The organism is Ruegeria sp. AH12 (genome assembly GCF_056541465.1).
Genome location: NZ_JBQFYL010000003.1, coordinates 29,107 through 47,772, shown reverse-complemented (window position 1 = coordinate 47,772; position 18,666 = coordinate 29,107). Strand labels below are relative to the sequence as shown.

At 57.6% G+C, this 18,666-nt stretch carries 18 protein-coding genes; 11 read left to right on the top strand and 7 right to left on the bottom strand.

Annotation, left to right across the window (positions count from 1 at the left end):
* Positions 1 to 4 precede the first annotated feature (4 nt).
* Both ACR0EL_RS06975 and ACR0EL_RS06970 read right to left on the bottom strand, forming a co-directional pair.
* Positions 5 to 388: a carboxymuconolactone decarboxylase family protein gene (locus tag ACR0EL_RS06975; protein WP_480499047.1), complete on the bottom strand. Its 384-nt coding sequence runs from the start codon at positions 386 to 388 to the stop codon at positions 5 to 7.
* Between the two features lie 79 nt (positions 389 to 467).
* Positions 468 to 1,556 carry an aromatic ring-hydroxylating oxygenase subunit alpha gene (locus ACR0EL_RS06970; RefSeq protein ID WP_480499046.1) on the bottom strand — a complete coding sequence of 363 codons (1,089 nt, stop codon included), beginning with the start codon at positions 1,554 to 1,556 and terminating at the stop codon, positions 468 to 470.
* Between the two features lie 154 nt (positions 1,557 to 1,710).
* Here ACR0EL_RS06970 and ACR0EL_RS06965 point away from each other — a divergent pair, with 154 nt between their 5' ends.
* From ACR0EL_RS06965 to ACR0EL_RS06955, 3 genes are all read left to right on the top strand, one after another.
* Complete coding sequence (locus tag ACR0EL_RS06965) at positions 1,711 to 4,197, top strand: FAD-dependent oxidoreductase (protein WP_480499045.1); 2,487 nt, start codon at positions 1,711 to 1,713, stop codon at positions 4,195 to 4,197.
* Between the two features lies 1 nt (position 4,198).
* A complete protein-coding gene (locus tag ACR0EL_RS06960) occupies positions 4,199 to 5,302 on the top strand; it encodes a mandelate racemase/muconate lactonizing enzyme family protein (RefSeq protein WP_480499044.1) in 1,104 nt (367 codons plus the stop codon).
* A 99-nt stretch (positions 5,303 to 5,401) separates the two neighbouring features.
* On the top strand, positions 5,402 to 6,235 hold the full coding sequence (locus ACR0EL_RS06955; RefSeq protein WP_480499043.1) for an HTD2 family dehydratase: 834 nt from the start codon (positions 5,402 to 5,404) through the stop codon (positions 6,233 to 6,235).
* Between the two features lie 20 nt (positions 6,236 to 6,255).
* On the opposite strand, the gene ACR0EL_RS06950 is transcribed toward ACR0EL_RS06955, so the two are convergent.
* The 4 genes from ACR0EL_RS06950 to ACR0EL_RS06935 form a co-directional block, all read right to left on the bottom strand.
* On the bottom strand, positions 6,256 to 6,816 hold the full coding sequence (locus ACR0EL_RS06950) for a TetR/AcrR family transcriptional regulator (protein ID WP_480499042.1): 561 nt from the start codon (positions 6,814 to 6,816) through the stop codon (positions 6,256 to 6,258).
* Complete coding sequence (locus ACR0EL_RS06945) at positions 6,816 to 7,904, bottom strand: flavin monoamine oxidase family protein (RefSeq protein ID WP_480499041.1); 1,089 nt, start codon at positions 7,902 to 7,904, stop codon at positions 6,816 to 6,818. Before ACR0EL_RS06945 ends, ACR0EL_RS06950 begins: the two co-directional genes overlap by 1 nt.
* Positions 7,905 to 7,917: 13 nt before the next feature.
* On the bottom strand, positions 7,918 to 8,586 hold the full coding sequence (locus ACR0EL_RS06940) for a cupin domain-containing protein (RefSeq protein WP_480499040.1): 669 nt from the start codon (positions 8,584 to 8,586) through the stop codon (positions 7,918 to 7,920).
* Positions 8,587 to 8,725: 139 nt separating this feature from the next.
* The gene (locus ACR0EL_RS06935) at positions 8,726 to 9,613 is read right to left on the bottom strand and encodes a LysR family transcriptional regulator (protein WP_480499039.1); all 888 of its coding nucleotides are present in this window, start codon (positions 9,611 to 9,613) and stop codon (positions 8,726 to 8,728) included.
* 104 nt (positions 9,614 to 9,717) lie between these two features.
* On the opposite strand from ACR0EL_RS06935, the gene ACR0EL_RS06930 reads away from it, so the two are divergent.
* The 8 genes from ACR0EL_RS06930 to ACR0EL_RS06895 all read left to right on the top strand — a co-directional run bounded on the left by ACR0EL_RS06930 (position 9,718) and on the right by ACR0EL_RS06895 (position 18,259).
* The gene (locus ACR0EL_RS06930) at positions 9,718 to 10,341 is read left to right on the top strand and encodes a glutathione S-transferase family protein (RefSeq protein WP_480499038.1); all 624 of its coding nucleotides are present in this window, start codon (positions 9,718 to 9,720) and stop codon (positions 10,339 to 10,341) included.
* A 38-nt stretch (positions 10,342 to 10,379) separates the two neighbouring features.
* Positions 10,380 to 11,351: a pyridoxamine 5'-phosphate oxidase family protein gene (locus ACR0EL_RS06925; protein WP_480499037.1), complete on the top strand. Its 972-nt coding sequence runs from the start codon at positions 10,380 to 10,382 to the stop codon at positions 11,349 to 11,351.
* Positions 11,352 to 11,568: 217 nt separating this feature from the next.
* Positions 11,569 to 13,662: a hydantoinase/oxoprolinase family protein gene (locus ACR0EL_RS06920; protein ID WP_480499036.1), complete on the top strand. Its 2,094-nt coding sequence runs from the start codon at positions 11,569 to 11,571 to the stop codon at positions 13,660 to 13,662.
* A complete protein-coding gene (locus ACR0EL_RS06915) occupies positions 13,662 to 15,314 on the top strand; it encodes a hydantoinase B/oxoprolinase family protein (RefSeq protein ID WP_480499035.1) in 1,653 nt (550 codons plus the stop codon). The genes ACR0EL_RS06920 and ACR0EL_RS06915 overlap by 1 nt, the downstream gene beginning before the upstream one ends.
* Complete coding sequence (locus tag ACR0EL_RS06910; protein WP_480499034.1) at positions 15,311 to 16,378, top strand: pyridoxal phosphate-dependent aminotransferase; 1,068 nt, start codon at positions 15,311 to 15,313, stop codon at positions 16,376 to 16,378. The genes ACR0EL_RS06915 and ACR0EL_RS06910 overlap by 4 nt, the downstream gene beginning before the upstream one ends.
* A complete protein-coding gene (locus ACR0EL_RS06905; protein WP_480499033.1) occupies positions 16,375 to 17,121 on the top strand; it encodes a maleate cis-trans isomerase family protein in 747 nt (248 codons plus the stop codon). The genes ACR0EL_RS06910 and ACR0EL_RS06905 overlap by 4 nt, the downstream gene beginning before the upstream one ends.
* Before the next feature lie 128 nt (positions 17,122 to 17,249).
* Positions 17,250 to 17,669, top strand: a complete 420-nt coding sequence (locus tag ACR0EL_RS06900; protein ID WP_480499032.1) for a hypothetical protein — start codon at positions 17,250 to 17,252, stop codon at positions 17,667 to 17,669.
* A gap of 119 nt (positions 17,670 to 17,788) precedes the next feature.
* Positions 17,789 to 18,259, top strand: a complete 471-nt coding sequence (locus ACR0EL_RS06895) for a Dps family protein (protein ID WP_480499031.1) — start codon at positions 17,789 to 17,791, stop codon at positions 18,257 to 18,259.
* A gap of 1 nt (position 18,260) precedes the next feature.
* Here the strand turns inward: ACR0EL_RS06895 and ACR0EL_RS06890 are convergent, their stop codons facing one another.
* Positions 18,261 to 18,515: a DUF1289 domain-containing protein gene (locus tag ACR0EL_RS06890; protein WP_480499030.1), complete on the bottom strand. Its 255-nt coding sequence runs from the start codon at positions 18,513 to 18,515 to the stop codon at positions 18,261 to 18,263.
* Positions 18,516 to 18,666: the final 151 nt, after the last annotated feature.

Here is an 18,666-nt window from a genome sequence, read left to right as displayed (position 1 = left end):
CGGGTCAGAGAAGGCCGCGCTCCTCTAGCACCTTGCGGGCAACGCGGAAACACTCCAGCGATTGCGGCACGCCGCAATAGATGCCAATCACGTGGATGATTGCCTGAATCTCTTCTTTGGTGACACCATTGTTCAAAGCGCCTTTGCAGTGAATCTCCCACTCGTGCATCTTTCCCAGCGCGCCGATCATCGACAGGTTCATCATCGAGCGGGTCTTGGCATCAATCGTGTCGTCACCCCAACCAAAACCCCAGCACCAGGCGGTCATCGCCTCTTGAAAGGGGCGGGTAAAGTCATCGGCGGCGGCCAGGTTCTTTTCGACATAGTCGGCCCCCAGCGTCGCCTTACGCTGCTGTAGCCCCTTTTCGAACAGATCGTTGTCCATCATTTTTCTCCTGTTTCAATACTTTGAAGGCCACGCGACCCTTTGCCCGCAACCAGACCACAATTCCAGATTTTCACATAGATCAATCGACCGCGTCGCGCATCCATTGCTGTAGCCGAGCGATCGAATGCTCGCTCATCACCCCGCCATCAGGGTCTAGAACCAGAGGCCCGGGAACATATCCCTTGGATTTCAGACCGCGATATACGGATTCGACCAGGCGGATATCTTCGGCCACGGTTGTCTCGCGATCCTGAACCGCCAGCCCGCGGATCACATCGCTTTCATGTCCGCCGGTCGTGTACCAGCCGCGCCAGACCGTACAGGTATCAACGGATTCGGCGCGCCAGTGATAGGTGTTCAGCACATTGCCTGGATAACACTGGAACGAGAACATCGGCCACAGGAACCATGACTGGTAGTCGCCCGCATGTGGCACTGACATGTCGATGGGATAAGTCATCTTTTCCAGGCTCTGACACTCGGTCGTGTGGCGCAAAACATAGCCACCACCCAGATCGGGCTGAATATCGTAGGTTTCGGGTTTCACTACGCCTTCTGCAAATGTCGGGTGGTTGGTCGGGCAGTGGTAACATTCCGAGTAGTTCTCGACCGAAACCTTCCAATTGCAGTTCTCCGGGATTTCAACCCATTCCAACGGTGCCAGCTCATCAATCTGAGGGACAAACGCGGCGATCTCTTCCCGCACACCGGGATACCAGTCATCCATTGGCGCGGCGTCTCTGTCCAAATTGACAAAGATAAAGCCCAGGAAAATTTCGGTCCGAACCTCAGTCAGGCAGATTTTCTCACGATCAAATCCGGGAACCTTTTTGATATTCGGTCCGGCGCGCAGCCCGCCGGTTAGCTCATAGGTCCATTGGTGGTAGGGGCAAACGACCACACGAGTGTTGCCCGTGCCCGTCACCATCTCATGCGCGCGGTGCTGGCAGACATTGTAGAAAGTGCGGATCACCTCATCCCGGCCACGAATGGCAAACAGGTTCTGCCCGGCGATCTGAAAGGCAAAATAGTCACCCACATTCGGGATGTCTGCCGCATGCCCTGCAAATTGCCAGGTACGAGACAATAGCCCGTTCATCTCATTCTGGAAGACGGCTGGATCGGTGTAGTAGTTGGCCTCCAGCGAATGGGTGAGCGGTTTATTCATTCCCTGACCTCGTAACAAAGCCCTAGCGATAAGCAGCCAATTCGGTCTCGAAAACCTGTGCCGCAATCATTTGTATCATTTTTCATTGACCGTGGTACATTTGTTTGAATATCAAATCCACAGAAATCTGCGACTCTCGAACAGGAATTTTGTAATGTCCAAAAAAGAACTGCCGCAGCGTGCGAAGGTCGTCATTGTTGGCGGCGGCGTTATGGGCTGTGGCCTGGCCTATCATCTGGGGCATGAAGGCTGGGGCGAAGACACGATCCTGCTGGAAAAGGCCGAACTAACCAGCGGGTCGACATGGCACGCAGCCGGGCAGATCACCCATTCCACCAGCTCCTACGGACTGGGGCGGATGGTCGATTACAACATTGGCCTGTATTCCAAGACGCTTGAGGAAGAGACCGGGCAAGCAGTCACCTGGCATGGCTGCGGTAGCTTCCGTTTGGCCTATACCGAGGATGAGATGGACTGGCTGCGCCACACATTGTCTGTCGGTCGCTCGCTGGGGTTCAATATCGAGCTGGTCGGGCCCGAATTCATCGCGGAAGAGCACCCTTTTTATAATCTGGATGGCGTTCTGGGCGCGCTTTACACACCGGATGATGGCCATGTGGACCCGTCGAACGTGACCATGGCGATGGCCACCGGCGCGCGTCAGAAGGGCGTGAAGATCTTTCGCCATTGCCGCGCCACCAACATCACCCAGAATGATGCGGGCGAATGGGTGGTTGAAACCGAAAAGGGCACAATCATTTGCGAGCATGTGGTCAATGCCGGTGGCACCTATGCGCGCCAAATGGGCGAATGGTCCGGCTTGCAACTGCCGATGACCTCGATGACCCATCATTATTTCGTGACGGAGAATGTGCCCGAGTTTCAGGATCTGGACACTGAACTGCCCGTGATCCGCGACGACAAGATGGTCTCGGGCTATATCCGGATGGAGCAGAAAAAGGGCCTGATCGGGATTTACGAAAAAGAGAACTCAAACTCGGTCTGGCATGACGAATGCCCTTGGGAATACGAGAACTGGCTGTTCGAGGCCGATTATGACCGCGTGATGCCATGGTTGGAGAATTCTCTGGAACGCATGCCGATCTTTGCTGAGCTGGGTATCACCCGTGAAGTGCATGGCGCGATCAGCCATCCGCCCGACGGCAACCCGATGGTTGGCCCCGCGCCGGGCGTCAAGAACTATTGGTGCTGTTGCGGCACTCAGATCGGCATCGGCTGGGGCCCCGGCCTGACCCGCGAACTCGCCAAGTGGATGGTCTACGGAGCGGCTGACATTTCGATGCGCGACTACGACCCACGCCGCTTTGGCAGCTATGCCCAAAAGGACTGGCAGGTCATCAAAGCGCATGAGGATTACAAGCTCCGCCACGAGATTCCCTTCCCCCATTTCAACCGACTGGAAGGTCGCCCGATCAAGCCGTCGCCGCTCTATGAAATCCTCAAAGACAAAGGCGCGGTCTACGAAGAGGTTTATGGGTTTGAGCGCCCCCGCTGGTTTGCGCCGGAGGGCGTCGAGCAGCGCGATCATTACAGCTTCCGCCGCAACGTGGTGCATGATGTGGTCGGGGCCGAGGTGAAAGCCGTGCGCCAAGGCGTTGGCATTATGGACGTCACCGCCTTCACCAAGGTCGAAGTGTCGGGCCCGGACGCTTATGCTCTGCTGGACCGTCTGACCGCCAACAAGATGCCGCAGAAAACCGGCTCGATCACGCTGACCCATATGCTGAACCGCCGGGGTAGGGTCGAGTTGGAAACCACGCTGGTGCGCATGGCGGATGATCGGTTCTATCTGGTCTGCGCCGCCTTCTTCGAACAGCGCTTGCTGGACCATTTGAACCACAACCGCGCCTATGAGGACGTAACCATTACGGCGCTGTCTGCCGAATGGTCGGCCCTGTCGCTGAACGGTCCGAAATCACGCGATGTTCTGGCGCAATGCACTGATGCGGACCTGTCCAATGCAGGGTTCCGCTGGCTGTCGGCGCAGGAAATCACCGTTGCAGGCCATAAGGTCTGGGCGTTTCGGATGTCTTATGCAGGCGAATTGGGTTGGGAGTTACACATGCCCGACGCGGCTTGTGTCGACGTGTACACCGCACTTTGGGCCGCGGGTGCGCCATATGACATCGTAAACTATGGTTCTTTCGCTATGAACGCGATGCGGATGGAAAAAGCCTTCCCCGGTGCAGGTGAATTGACCAACGAGGTCACGCTGCCCGAGGCCAATGTGGGCCGCTTCATGAAGCTGGACAAAGACTATCTGGGCGTCGAGGCCACGCGGGTCAGCGCGGAACAGGCCGAGACAGGCGAAATGCCGTGGATCTGTTCCTATCTGGAGATCGAACCGGACGGGGTCGAGGACGGGCATGGCGGCGAAGCCGTTGTTGTGAATGGTGAAATCGTGGGCGCCACAGCCTCGGTCGCTTATGGCCATACGGTCGGTAAAATCCTGGCCTTTGCCTATATCAAACCCCACGCGCATCTGCCCGGCACCGAGATCGAGGTCATCATTGCGGGCAGGCCACGCAAGGGGCGCATCCTGACGGAACCGGCCTATGACCCGGCCAGCCTGCTGCCGCGCACCGACGCCCCACAGCTTGAGCAAGTAGAGGAAGCCTGACGTGAAGATCACGCGCATCGCGCTGTGGGAAATCCCGCTGACGAGCCATGAGACCTATTACATGGCAGATGGAAAGACCTGTGACACCACCACCTCGGTGGTGTTGCGGATCGAGACGGATGCCGGGCTGCAAGGATGGGGTGAGGTCTGCCCGATTCCTCACTACTTACCAGCCTATGCCAAAGGCGTGGGCCCCGCCGTCCTAGAACTGGCCCCGGTTTTGATCGGGGCCGATCCGGTCGGCCCCGAGGCGTTGATGGAGCGCGCGAACACCTATCTGTATGGCCATGGTTATGCCAAATCGGCCATCGATATGGCCTTGTGGGATTTGACAGCACAGGTGGCGAACCTACCACTGTACTGTCTGTTGGGCGGGCGACAGGTCAAGGACATGCCGCTCTATCACTCGATCACCTGCGTCGCGCCGGATGAAATGGCGCGAATGGCACGGGACGCTTACGACAACGGCATGCGCCAGTTTCAAGTGAAGCTAGGCGCGGACGACGACTGGCAAGCGGATGTGGAACGTCTGGCCAAGGTGCGCGAAGCCGTTGGGGCAGGTCCCTTGGTGTACGGCGACTGGAATTGCGGTAGCGATGCGTTGACAGCCATCCGGGTCGGACGCGCCGCATCCCATCTGGATGTGATGCTGGAACAGCCCTGCGCCACCCTGCAGGAATGCGCCCATGTCCAGCGCGCAACAGGCCTGCCGATGAAAATCGACGAAAACGCCCATGACATCACCTCGGTGCTTGAGGCGCACCAACTGGGCTGCATGCAGGCGGCGGCGTTGAAACTGTCCAAGATGGGGGGGCTGTCCGCGATGCGGCAAATCCGTGACCTGTGTCTGACGCTCGGCACCCAGATGTGTATCGAAGACACTTGGGGTAGTGACATCACAACGGCGGCCGTGCTGCATCTGGCAGCATCGACACCCGCGCGCGGCATCATGAATACTTGCGACCTGAGCCACTATGTCGGACCCCGCTTGGCTCCGGATTGCCCCGTGCGTCAGAATGGCCGCATCACTCCGCCCGAGGGCCCCGGTTTGGGTATCACGCCCAATGCTGACACGCTGGGCCAGCCGATTGCAATCATCGACTGATCCAATTCATCGCGTGCTCAGTCTTGTCGTTGGCACCGCGCGATCCTAGGGTGACCCGATCAGCCACGGATCGTAAGTGGCGCAAGCTTTAGGCTTACTATGCCAAATACTTTCGACAGTTGGATCGGGCGCAGCGAAAGCCACAGCGACATCCTGCGTCCCGAACCAGCGCGGCTTATGCAGGCCACGCTGGCGCAGGAGCCCAGCTTGGGGATTGGCGATTCGCTCCCCCCGCTGTGGCATTGGCTCTACTTTCTCGACGCCAAACCTCTGGGTCAGCTGGGGCGGGACGGACACCCGAAGAAAGGAAGTTTTCTGCCCCCCGTCACACTCCCCCGGCGTATGTGGGCAGGGGGTCGATTTGCGTTTCATGCACCCTTGCTGCTGGGGGCGTGTGTCAAGAAACGCTCGACCATCAAAGCCATCACTGAAAAAAGCGGGCGCAGCGGGGAACTGTGCTTTGTCACGGTGATGCATGAGGTTCTGGCCGAAGAGGGCACGCTTGCCCTGACCGAAGAACATGACATCGTTTATCGCGAAGATCCGAACCCCAACGCACCAAAGCCCGCGCAACCTGTCGCGCCTGCCGACGCAGAGGTTTCGGAAATTGTTACGCCGTCCGAGGTCATGCTGTTCCGCTATTCGGCCCTGACTTTCAATGGCCACCGCATCCACTACGACGTGGACTATGCCCGCACCGTCGAAGGGTATAGTGGGCTGGTTTTTCACGGCCCGTTGACAGCGACACTATTGGCCGATCTGGCCAGTCGGAGCGTCGGTAAACCGCTGAAAACATTCGCATTAAAAGGCCTGTCTCCCATCGCCGGGATGGAAGCGTTTCACCTTGAAGGCCGGGCGCACGATAATGGTTTGGACCTTTGGGCCCGCCGCCATGACGGGGCCAACGCGATGCAGGCCCGCGCGACGTTCTGATCCTCAGCTGTTAACCGCACTCAACACCGCGCCTCAAGCAATTCAACAGCCTGATTGAAGCTCGAGGTGTTTTCCTCGGCCCGTGCGGTCAAATGTGCCCCTTCCAACAGGGCAAGGGCCGCGCGGGCCTCAGCTGGGGCGGCGCCCAAAGATGAAATAGACCCATCCTGCGCCGCCAGTTCGAACACTCGGATCAGCCAGTTCACCATCATTGCTCGGAACTCAGATATCTTTTGGATCACCTCATCCGACAAGCTTTCGCGGCTGCCGATCAAGGCCACGCACAGACACAACGTTTTGCCACCGCTTAGCGCGTCCCGATAGATATCGATCAGCGCCAGCAGACGCTGGCCCGCAGTTGGCCAGGCGGCATCGATCCGATCACAATCGGCCTTCAGTGCGTCATGGTATCGATCCATCAACGCGGCAGATAGTGCTGCCTTGGTCGGAAAATGATAGTGGATCGATGCTTTGCGAATGCCGACCGCATCGGCCAGATCTGCATAGCTGAACCCATCAAACCCACGGGTGCGCGCGGCCTGCTCGGCGACGTTCAGAAGGGCTGTTTTCGTATCGGTCATCATGAAAACTCAACCTTTTGGTGAATGATATGCCTTGCGGCCTGTTCCGCGGCTTCCAATGCACCTTCAACGTATCCACCGAACTGAGGGGCAACCTCGGTCCCAGCAAAAATCAGCGCCTGGTCCCAAAGACCCTTCAGGGGTGAGGGCAGGCCATAGGTTGGGTGACTGAATTGCGGCTGCTGATCTTCCAATGTTGCCGTGAACGGATCATCGGCCCAGTCTTTGACAAACAGGTCCAGTGGCTGTGCAGCCTCTGGCCCGAACAGCCGCACGAGTTGATCCAAGACCAGCTGGCGCAGACGCACCTGATCTTGGCGCGCCTGCGGCGGCACTCCGACAAAACCGAATAGCGCATAAGGCCCGTCTTGGGCGGGCGAGGCATCATGGATTTCAACCATCGGACCCCGACGGCTTATCGCGTCGCCGGACAGTCCGGCGTTGCGCCAGAAGGGTGATGCGTAGAGTGCAACAGCCTTGGCCTGACCCGCCATCCAAGTAGGAACCGCGAGCATCGCGCTCAGCGCTTTATCAGGCAACGCGGGCATAAAAGACAACTGCGCAGCAACCCGCGGGGGCAGGGCGAGCACAACCCGGTCTGCGTGAACGGTCCGGCCATCGGCAGCTGTTGCAATCACGCCATCTTCGCCACGCGCGATCTGTTGTATTGGCATCGACAGGTGAACCCGGTCCGGGTTGACGCTTGCCGCCAAAGTATCGATCAGCGCACCAAAGCCGCCGTCCAATCGCAGTGATCCCCGCATGGATGAAAATCCAAGGCCCCGCGACACGCTGCCATGTTCGTCCTCATAGGTCAGCTCGCCTGCATAATGCTGATCGAACCAGGATAGACCAAGCTGGCCGATCAAGTCTGCAATCCTTGGTTGACCGGGCCAGAACCAGGCAGGACCCAGATCATAGCCGGTATCGCCAATATGCCAGGTCAGAATACGACCGCCCAGGCGATCCCGAGCCTCGGCCAGAACAAAGTCATGCCCTTGTCGCGCCAGCTCTGCCGCGAGGCTCAGGCCCGAAAGACCGCCCCCGATGATCAGGGTCTGCGTCCGAAGTCTGGGTCGAGAGCTCATGTGCACGGCGCGATCAAGCCGCAGGCGCTTTGGCATAGGGCAGATGGCCGGTCTTCATCCAGACCTTTGCACCATCAGGACCTGCCAAAGCCGTCAGGTTTTCGCCGTCAGGCAACCGAAGCCATGCGTTTTTAGCCAGAGTATCCCCGCCCGAAGTGATCTGGCCACCTATGACCAACAGCTCGTGCCCACCAGCTGCATCTGAGGTCAGTTCCGCACCCGGATCAAGATGGCTATAGGTGACGCGTTCGCGGGGATCTTCGTACAGTAGCGCTGTCGCAACGCCCTTCACTGGTGAGCTAAGCTCCTCCGCCATGGTTTTGCGAAACTGCGTTCGATCCTCCATGTCAAACTGCCAGAGTTTGACAAAGATCGTACATCCCGGCTCTGAACCCGGCGTGTGGGATGAGGTTGGTGGATTGCGCACATAGGTACCTTCAGGGAAATCGCCGTGTTCGTCTTGAAACACCCCGTCCAGTACGATGAATTCTTCGCCTCCGGTATGGGTGTGGGCCGAGAACGAACTGCCCGGTGCATAACGCACAATGGTGGTGGCACGGGCCACTTCGCCTCCGATCCGGTCCAGCATCCGACGGTCAACGCCCTTCATTGGCGAGGGCAACCAGTCTAACTGATCCGAGTGGACAACGACGCGGGCGGAGAAATCGGAGTTCAGTTCCATAGGACGTTCCTTCTCGGGAAAGGTAGAATAGAATATCAGTCTCTTTCTGTATATCTACTATTAGGTAGGCTAATTTCAATACCAAGTTTCAAATAGCGGTTTTATCAAACGTGCCACCAGCATTTAACCCTCGAAACCGCTATGAACGCGCCAGAGCGGTCACCAAATAGTCGATCAAAGCGCGAATTCTGGCGGTCAAGTGCCGGTTCGGCGGGTAGGTTGCGTACAGGCCTAGCACTCGGGTTTCATAAGATTCCAAGATCAATTTGAGCTGTCCTTCCGCCAAGAACGGTTTTGCGGTGTACAAAGGCACCCGCCCGATTCCCAACCCATCGGCGGCCATGTTCGCAACCGCGCGGGGCGAATTGGCGCGGAAATTGCCCGAGACTGGCACAAAGAGCTTTCCGTCCGAGGTTTCGAAATCCCAACTGTCGATCACATTGCCCGTCGTTTGCAGCAGGCAATTGTGCCGTGACAGATCTTCTGGTGTTTCGAGAGGGCCCATGCGATCCAGGTAGTCCGGCGCAGCACAGCAAACGATACGCATATCGGTCAACTTGCGCGCGACCAGCGAGGAATCTTTCAGAACCCCAAAGCGAATGGCCAGATCAAACCCTTCATCCACCAAGGACACATGGTGATCAGACAAATGCAGTTCGATCAGAACGCCGGGATGTTCATCCTGAAAGGGTTTGAGCAGGTGGACCAACTCGGCCGATCCATAACCGGTTGGGGCCGTGATCCGGATGCGCCCAGCCAGTTCGGTCTGCCGTTGCTGAACCAGCCCTTCCAACTCATCGAATTGTTCCAATAGCGGTAGGCAGCGTTCGAAATAGGCCGTGCCGGTCTCGGTCAGGGTGACGCTGCGGGTGGTGCGATGAAGAAGCTGAGCATTCAGACGCTGCTCAAGTTGCCCTATGTATTTGCTAGCCAGTTTCGTGCTGATGCCGACCTGTCTGGCACCGTCTGTAAACGATGCGTGGCTCGCGACAGCCACAAAAACCCGCATTCCTGCGATGGTGTCCATTATCTACGCCATGTTCATAGTCATTCAATAAGTGAGTATATTATCGCCTAACCCTCAGCAAGTTATCTATGGCTCCAATGCAATCGAAAAGAAGGAGCCATCTGATGACACATCCTCTCCGCATTCACAGCTTTCCACTGTCTGGCCACGCCCACCGGGCAGTTTTGTTCGCCAGTCTAGCCGATATCCCTCATGAGGTTGTCAATGTGGATTTGGCGGGCGGGGCGCATAAACAGGATGCGTTTCTGGCCTTGAACCCTGCAGGGCAAGTGCCGGTTTTAGAGGACGGCGATGTTGTCGTGTGCGACAGCAATGCAATCCTTGTATATCTTGCCCGCAAATACGCCCCAGACTATCTGCCAAATGATCCGGTGCTTGAGGCTGAGGTTCAGAAATTCCTGACCCTTGCCGCTGGCGAGATCGCCTTTGGCCCCGCAGCCGCCCGGTTGATCAATGTGTTCAACGCACCATTAGACAAGGCGTTTACCCATGCAACAGCAGCCAAAGTGCTGGGCAAACTGGACGCACATCTGGACGGGCGCAATTGGCTGGTCGGTGATCGGCCCACAATCGCTGATGTGGCCATCTACAGTTACACCGCCCACGCCCCCGAAGGCGATGTTTCGTTGGAACCCTACCCGAATGTGCGGCGCCTGCTAGCCAATATCGAGGCGCTGGAAGGTTTTGTACCAATGCCCAAAACCGCAGCCGGGCTAAACGCCGCCTAAAGCAGAATCTGAACCCAAAAGACACCGCGAGGTCCGCCATGAACGCGCCCCTTCAAACCGAGCACTCTCCGTTTCACCGCGGCGAACGCGAGATGCAGAGCCGCATCGGAAAACAAGACACAATGGAAAAGATAGGTCGGACGGTGATCCGCCCGTTCATGCCGGACCAGCATCGTGAATTCTTTGCACAGCTGCCCTTTGTTTTTCTGGGCAGTGTCGATCAAGATGGCTGGCCCTGGGCATCGATCCTGTCGGGCCAGCCTGGATTTTTGTCCTCACCGAATGACAGACAGTTGAGGGTGCAGGCCTGGCCTCATCCCGATGATCCATTGGCAGACACTGTGGTTCGTGACGCACCAGTGGGTTTGCTGGGGCTCGAGCTTTCGACGCGGCGGCGGAATCGTCTGAATGCAACGATCGATGAAGTATCAGAGACCGGCATACTGTTGGATGTGACGCAGTCTTTCGGGAATTGTCCGAAATACATTCAAACGCATGACGTTGACTTCATCCGAGAGCCGGGCAGCGACACGAAGCACTCAAAAATTGCGCGGTTCAATGAACTGGACACCGCCGCGCGCGACATGGTCGCCTCAGCAAATGCGTTCTACGTCGCAAGCTATGCAGACACCGATAAGGTTCGCAGCGTTGACGTTTCGCATCGCGGTGGGCGGTCGGGATTTGTGAAGGTGCAAGGCAACAACCTTCTGGTGCCGGACTTTCAAGGAAACAACTTCTTCAACACGCTGGGCAACTTTCTTGTCACGCCGCGTGCAGGTTTACTATTTCCTAACTATCAAACCGGCGATGTGCTGATGCTGACAGGAACGGTAGACGTTCTGCAGGAACAGCATCCAGACATCGCGGTGTTTCAAGGTGCACACCGTGGCTGGCGGTTTGAGTTGGTCAGCGGCATTCGGATACATGACGCGTTGCCGTTTCGTGCGGAATTGACCGAATATTCACCGAACAGCCTCAGCACGGGGAGCTGGACGACAGAAGCAAGGTAAGTGGTGGATACCCCGTTGGGTATGTCGCTCCGGGTCAGATGTGTCGCAAATGCGCTAGTTCTGGCGGTTATCCAGCGCAACAAATAGATATGCGCAGTGTTTTGTTAACCAACCCATTGGACCGCCGGGCTACCGGCTGTGATCTCGTTGTGATGTGCCAATAGAAGCCCAAGGGGCGTTCTGATTGATCGAAGTCACATGCAAAACGAGATGAAACATGACATATGCGCTGCGCCTAGCCATAGATATTGGCGGCACCTTTACCGACACGGTTCTGGTCGAAGGCGATGAGACCATACTGGCCTCGACCAAAACCCTGACGACCCATCAGAACCCGACGGACGGGGCGATGGAGGGGGCGCGGAGGGTGATGGCCGCAAGCGGGCGATCTCTGCCGCAGGTGACGGGGTTCATCCATGGCACCACCCTGGCAACAAATGCGCTGATCGAACGGCGCGGGGCCGTGGTGGCGACGATCTGCACCGAAGGGTTCCGAGATATCCTCGATATCGGGTATGAGAGGCGCTATTCCCAATACGATATCAATCTGGAAAAGCCTGATCTTCTTGTCCCGCGTGAGCGGTCCTTTGTGATCCGCGAACGTATGTCCGCCGAAGGCAAAGTGCTGATCCCGCTGGACGAGGCGCGGTTGGATAACCTGTTGGCTGAATTGGACACCTGCGGGGCCGAGGTTGTCGCGATCTGCCTGATGCACGCCTATTCCAACCCTGCGCATGAACAGCGTCTGCGTGATGCTTTGGCTGAGCGCCGCCCAGACCTAACCGTCTCGATCTCATCAGATGTCAGTCCCGAAGCCCGAGAGTTCGACCGGCTCTGCACCACGGTCGCAAACGCTTACATCCAACCCCTGATGCAAAGCTATCTGGCCCGGTTCGCCAAGAAATTCGCAGCCGAAGGTGTGACATGCCCGATCTTGATGATGACGGCAGGCGGAGGCATGTGTACGGTCGAAACTGCAGCCCGCTTTCCAATCCGTCTGGTCGAATCCGGCCCAGCGGGCGGGGCCATTCTGGCCGCACGCATCGCCGCGCAAGCAGGGCTCGATCAAGTTCTATCCTTTGACATGGGTGGCACGACCGCCAAGCTGTGCCTGATAGACGATGCACGGCCACAGTCTTCACGTTCTTTCGAAATCGCCCGCGCCGCGCGTTTCATCAAAGGCTCGGGTATGCCGGTGCGTATCCCGGTGATCGAGATGATCGAGATTGGAGCGGGTGGTGGCTCGATTGCCGGTGTGGATCGTTTGGGCCGCCTGACCGTCGGGCCGCAATCTGCAGGGTCAGAGCCCGGGCCGGTGGCTTTTATGCGTGGTGGAACGGAACCGACGGTGACCGACAGTGATATTACATTAGGCTACATTGTACCGGATACTTTTGCCGAAGGGCATATCCAGTTGGACGCTATCAGCGCCGAGGCGGCGTTGGCCCGTACAATTGGGGAGCGGTTGGACTTGGATGCGGTCGGTTCCGCAGATGGGGTCAGCCGCATTGTCGATGAAAGCATGGCCAGCGCCGGACGCATGCATGCGGTCGAGTCGGGGAAAGACCTCGGCCCACGCACAATGATCGCCTTTGGTGGGAACGGCCCGTTGCACGCCAGTCGCGTCGCCCGTTCTGCCGGCGTGTCTCGCATCGTGATCCCACCCAATCCGGGCGTCGGATCGGCGGTGGGCTTCCTGTTCGCGCCGGTCTCGTTCGAGATTGTGCGCTCACACTATTCGCTTCTGAACAGCATGGACCTTGATGGGGTGAACGCCTTGTTTGATGCGATGATTTCCGAGGCGGAAGAGGTCGTGGCCAAAGGGGCAGGCGATGCGCAAACTCAAACCCGGCGCACGGCATTCATGCGCTATCACGGGCAGGGGCATGAGATCGAAATCCCCCTGCCTGATCGTGCGGTGATGCCCGAAGACATTGCCCCGCTGACCACCGCGTTTGAGGAGGAGTACCGCAAGCAATTCTCGCGCCCCGTGCCGGGGATGCAGATCGAGATCTTGAACTGGGCCGTTAGGGTAGCGACGTTGGACAACACAGTTGCACCTGTGCTCGATACGCCCGACCGCACCCTGTTCAACGCAACCGAGACGCGCCCAATCACCTGCGATGTAGACTGCAGGGCGAAAGACGCGGCTTTCATCGCACGCGTCGATTTGAAGCCCGGTGATCACGTACCGGGGCCAGCGCTGATCCATGAACCTCAGACCACCACGCTCGTATCCGCAGATTTCTCGGCCCATATGGATGCAATTGGCAACCTAGTGCTGATCCAACATCAGAAAGGAGGCGCATGATGAAACCCGATCTTTCTCCCGCTCGACTGCAAGTCATGTGGAACCGCCTGCTGGCAGTGGTTGAGGAACAGGGCCAGACCCTGATCCGCGCTGCCTTTTCGCCCATTGTAAGAGAATGCGGCGATATCTCTGCCGGAATCTTCGACGTCAATGGCCGGATGGTGGCCCAGGCCGTGACTGGAACGCCCGGGCACATCAACACTATGGCCGAGGCGGTTTTGCATCTGTGTCAGCGCTTTACCATTCAAGACATGAGGCCCGGTGACATCTACATGACAAACGACCCCTGGCTGGCTTCGGGTCACCTGAATGACTTCCTGTTGATGATGCCCGCGTTCAAGGATGGCAAGGTGGTTGGCTTTACCTCCTGCACCTCTCATCTGGTGGATCTGGGCGGTCTGGGCATGGGGCCGGAAGGATCGGATGTTTACGACGAGGGCCTGCTGATCCCTCCTTGCAAACTGGTCGAAGAAGGCACGCCGAATGCGCTGCTGATGGACATCATCCGCGCCAATTCGCGCGAGCCGATCGCCAATGAGGGCGACATTTACGCCCTGATCGCCTGTTGTGAGGCTGGGGTGAACCGTCTGGTGGCGATGATGGATGAGTTCGGGGTCGACGATCTAGACCATTTGGGCAGCTATATCATTGACACGTCGCGCAAAGGCGCGCTGGAGGCCATAGCCGAGGTGCCTGAAGGCGTCTACAAGAACGTGCTGCGCATGGACGGTTACGAGAATGAGCTGGAACTGCACGCCACGCTGACCGTTAGCAGCGACGGCATGCATGTGGATTTCACCGGCACATCGGGTTGTTCCAAGAAAGGCATCAACGTGCCGCTAAACTACGCTACGGCCTATACGGTCTTTGCCCTGCGCTGCATTGTCGGGCCCGATATTCCCAACAATGCGGGATCGCTGGAGCCGTTCACAGTGGATGGCCCAAAAGGTTGCATCCTGAACGCACAGCGCCCGGTTCCGGTGGCGATGCGTCACACACTGGGGCAGGTGACGCCCGACCTGGTTCTTGGCTGCCTGCATCAGGCGCTGCCCGACAATGTTCCGGCCGAGGGGGCAAGCTGCATGTTTGACCTACCCATGCGCCACGCGCCTGAGGTTGCGGCCAATGGCGGGCGCGAGTTTGCCATTGAACCCGTGCACAATGGCGGCACCGGTGCGCGGCCTCATGCGGATGGGCTGTCGGCCACGGCCTATCCTTCCGGAGTCTTTGGCTCACAGGTCGAAATTACCGAAAGCGTGGCTCCGGTGATCATGTGGCGGCGCGAGTTGCTGCCGGATTCGGGCGGTGCGGGCAAATATCGCGGCGGGCTGGGGCAGAGGATCGAGATGACCTCGTCCAATGACGCGCCCTTCATCGTGTTCCTGTCGGTTGAGCGATTGAAATTCCCCGCTTTGGGTCGCATGGGCGGCCAACCCGGTGCGCCGGGACGTATCCGGTTTCGGGACGGGGTCAGCGACATCCCCGGCAAGGCCGAGCTAAGGGTCGAAGGCGGAGACTATCTGATCTTTGACACGCCCGGCGGTGGCGGGTTCGGCGATCCGGCAGATCGGGACCCGGACGCCGTAGCGCTGGATCTGAGGCGCGGATTGGTAACACCCGAAGGGGCCAAGGCCTATGGGGGCAAGCCATGATCCGAGCGGTCGACCATATCCGTGCGATGGCTCCTTACGCTCTGGCCGATCTTGGGGATGCAGACACCGTTTCTCTGGCACAGAATGAAAGCGCCTTTCCGCCCAGCCCAATGGCCGTTGCAGCGGGGCAGGCGGTGATGAATCAGACGCTGCTCTACCCTGATCCGGACTGGTCCGATTTGCGTGCAGCGATTGCCGAGGTGCATAACCTCGACCCTGAAATGATCCTGTGCGGGGCAGGGTCGATGGAGTTGATCGGTTGCCTGATCCGAACTTATGCCGGGTCGGGGGACCGGGTGTTGGGCACCGATTACGGCTATGCCTATGTGGCGTCTGCCACCGCGCAGGTGGAGGCGGATTATGTGCAGGCGCGTGAGGTCGATCTGACCGTTTCGGTCGATGATGTCTTGGCCACTGTCACACCCAAAACGCGGATTGTTTTTGTTTGCAACCCGGGTAATCCGACAGGAACTCTGATCCCGAACGCCGAAATCATCCGTCTTCGCGACGCTCTGCGAAACGATGTGCTGCTGATGATCGATCAAGCCTACGCAGAGTTTTCAGATACAGACCAGAACCCGGCTGAAATTTTCGCCTTGGCGAAACGTGGTGATACGGTGGTATTGCGCACGTTCTCAAAGGCATATGGGTTAGCGGGCGCACGTGTGGGCTGGGGTGTCTTTCCGCCAGAGACTGCATCTGAGGTGCGAAAAGTCCTGAACCCGAACAACGTATCGATTCCCTCTCAGATCATGGCAGCGACAGCGATGCGGGATCAGGCGCATATGCAGGAAACGGTGAACCGAACGGCTGCGATCCGAGACCGCTTTGCCAATGACTGCAGGGCGCTAGGCCTGACTGTGCCGCACAGCCATACGAATTTTGTGCTGATCAGGTTTGCAGATATCGAAACCGTTCGGAAAGCCGATCAAGCCCTGCGCGCCGAAGGTTTGCTGATGCGAGGCATGGGTGGCTATAGGCTGGGCGATTGTTTGCGGGCAACGATCTGCCCGCAGGAGATCATGGATCGCTGTTTAGCCGTGCTCAGAATGGTGACGTCATGACCCACGAGACCCGAACACGGGCAAAGATCGGTGTGTTGGTGCCCTTCACCAATACCAATCTGGAAGCCGACATGATGCTGATGCGCTGCCCGGATACGACAGTGCATTTTCAGCGCATGGGAGGGTATGACGTCGATGAAATCCCCGGCTCTGATCAGATGGCGGGGCTGGGTGTCTCGGATATAAGCCACGACCTGAGAATGATCGCTGGTGTTCGGCCTGATGTGGTTCTGTACGGTTGCACCTCCGCCACCTTAACCCTTGGGCCGTCTTTTGACGCGCAACTTGCGCGGGATATCAAGGCCGCATCCGGGGCGATCTCCTTCACTGCTGCCGGGGCGCTGGTCGAGGCGATCAGAGCATTGGGTGTGGCTAAGGTCGGGTTTTCGTCACCCTATCTGGGTGAGATCAATACGCAGGCCGTAAACTTTCTGGCGCATAACAGCATCTCAACTGTGCAGTGCGCGGATATCGGACGCGCATTGGGGAACTATGGTCAGGGTGAGCTGACGCCAGATGAAGTCTATGATCTTGCTTGTCGCGCAGATCACCCCGAAGCAGAAGCCATCGTGCTCAGCTGCACCGATATGCGCGCGGTCGAGGCGGTTGAGCGGATCGAACACCGACTGGGCAAACCAGTGCTCACATCGAACCAGGCGATGATGTTTGCGCTTGTCCGGGCATTGGATTTACCACGGCATCCCGGCCTTCCCGGTCGTTTGTTCGATCTCACCCGTTGTTGAACACGCCGACTCTGACGCAGGTGTGGCAAAAAGTCAGTGTCGGTCCTCTTGTGATCGACAATCCTTATTACTATTGTCAGGTTTAAATTTGCAACCCAATCACGCAGACGAACAGGTTTCAGCCAACTATGCACGCAGTCGTTTATAAGGCGGTTGAAGAACAGCGCCTTGCGCCAACCCCGCACATGGCGGATCGGCCCTTGGCGATCATCAACCACTTGCGAATGGTTGCGCTGCGCTGCCGTTCTGCTGCGCGGGTCGATCTGGATCAGGCCTGTGCCTTGCTGTTGGCTGATCCTGCAGACTCGCAGATGCGGCATGCGGAGACTTTGATGCGCGGCTTCCGTCAGGCGGTTGAAAAACGCCCCATCTTTCATCGCCCGGGTTCGTCCGAACTATCCTTTGATGAGGCCTGGCTAGCGCGGTTGTTTGATGCCATCGAGCGCGAGGATGATGATAGTTTCCAGTTTCTGATCCAGTCCCGCGTTTCCCGTTGGCGGCAACGAAATTTGGCTTTTTTGGTTCGGGCTGTCTCGGACCAGTTCTAACTTTTTTAGAATAGTTCTAAATAAGTCTTGGAATCTCTGCCTGATCCTTTAGATAGGGGTAAGATCCCTGTTCTTGATCGACAAAAACATTTCGAACCCCAGGAAAAAAGGTGACTTCCATGACACAAACAGCCGTTGATCTGACCACCGACGCCCGCACCGCCATCGCAGATGCGTTGAACCAGTCAGTTGCTGAAACAGCCGTAACAACCATGTTGGCGCAGAATTTTCATTGGAATGTAACCGGCATGGCCTTTAGCCCGATGCATGAACTGTTCCAGAAAATCTACGAAGATCACTTTGTTGCACAAGATGATCTGGCAGAACGCGTAAAGGCGTTGGATGCCCATGCAGAAGGAACGCTGGCGGGGATGCTCAAGCGCTCGAAAGTTGAAGAACATGACGGCCACGCCACCGATAAAGAGATGATCAAGCTCATGCTGGACGCTCAGGAAACACTTGCGGCTACTCTGGCCGGTGCAGGCGAACTGGCGGCCGAGCACGGTGACACCTTAACCGAGGATCTGTGCATCGGTCGTGGTCAGACACACGAGAAATTTGCGTGGTTCCTGCGCGCCATGCTGCGCTAAGTTATTTGGCCAGGGGAATATTGATCTTGGCCTTCTTCTTTCTTAGCTTTTTCAGATAGGCCGGTCCCCAATGGGTGTACCGGCCCATTTTTTCCTGCTGGCAGATAAGCATCTGCACAAATGCCTCTTGCTGATCTGGACGCTTGATTGACTTGAACAGCTTCTTCTGAGGTTTCGTCATCGAGCAGCCGATGCAATGACCCTCGCGCCGGAATTTGCAGACGTCGATACAGGGCGAAGGGACTTTCTTGCTCATCAAGACTACTCATTGAATAGGGCCAAGGAATCGCCCCTAGCTGGGTTTGCGACTGCTACGGTTCACATAAGGCGATCTTCTGTTGATTTCGAGAGATGCAGGTTCAGAATTGCGCTCTATGGTCGATCAGCACCATTGCTAAGTTGATCCA

Coding starts and splice junctions, on each gene's coding strand:
- ACR0EL_RS06905 (WP_480499033.1), top strand. CDS start 16,375: ATGACCCACGAGACCCGAACACGGGCAAAGATCGGTGTGTTGGTGCCC.
- ACR0EL_RS06890 (WP_480499030.1), bottom strand. CDS start 18,515: ATGAGCAAGAAAGTCCCTTCGCCCTGTATCGACGTCTGCAAATTCCGG.
- ACR0EL_RS06925 (WP_480499037.1), top strand. CDS start 10,380: ATGAACGCGCCCCTTCAAACCGAGCACTCTCCGTTTCACCGCGGCGAA.
- ACR0EL_RS06935 (WP_480499039.1), bottom strand. CDS start 9,613: ATGGACACCATCGCAGGAATGCGGGTTTTTGTGGCTGTCGCGAGCCAC.
- ACR0EL_RS06940 (WP_480499040.1), bottom strand. CDS start 8,586: ATGGAACTGAACTCCGATTTCTCCGCCCGCGTCGTTGTCCACTCGGAT.
- ACR0EL_RS06965 (WP_480499045.1), top strand. CDS start 1,711: ATGTCCAAAAAAGAACTGCCGCAGCGTGCGAAGGTCGTCATTGTTGGC.
- ACR0EL_RS06910 (WP_480499034.1), top strand. CDS start 15,311: ATGATCCGAGCGGTCGACCATATCCGTGCGATGGCTCCTTACGCTCTG.
- ACR0EL_RS06950 (WP_480499042.1), bottom strand. CDS start 6,816: ATGACCGATACGAAAACAGCCCTTCTGAACGTCGCCGAGCAGGCCGCG.
- ACR0EL_RS06900 (WP_480499032.1), top strand. CDS start 17,250: ATGCACGCAGTCGTTTATAAGGCGGTTGAAGAACAGCGCCTTGCGCCA.
- ACR0EL_RS06970 (WP_480499046.1), bottom strand. CDS start 1,556: ATGAATAAACCGCTCACCCATTCGCTGGAGGCCAACTACTACACCGAT.
- ACR0EL_RS06975 (WP_480499047.1), bottom strand. CDS start 388: ATGATGGACAACGATCTGTTCGAAAAGGGGCTACAGCAGCGTAAGGCG.
- ACR0EL_RS06895 (WP_480499031.1), top strand. CDS start 17,789: ATGACACAAACAGCCGTTGATCTGACCACCGACGCCCGCACCGCCATC.
- ACR0EL_RS06955 (WP_480499043.1), top strand. CDS start 5,402: ATGCCAAATACTTTCGACAGTTGGATCGGGCGCAGCGAAAGCCACAGC.
- ACR0EL_RS06920 (WP_480499036.1), top strand. CDS start 11,569: ATGACATATGCGCTGCGCCTAGCCATAGATATTGGCGGCACCTTTACC.
- ACR0EL_RS06915 (WP_480499035.1), top strand. CDS start 13,662: ATGAAACCCGATCTTTCTCCCGCTCGACTGCAAGTCATGTGGAACCGC.
- ACR0EL_RS06930 (WP_480499038.1), top strand. CDS start 9,718: ATGACACATCCTCTCCGCATTCACAGCTTTCCACTGTCTGGCCACGCC.
- ACR0EL_RS06945 (WP_480499041.1), bottom strand. CDS start 7,904: ATGAGCTCTCGACCCAGACTTCGGACGCAGACCCTGATCATCGGGGGC.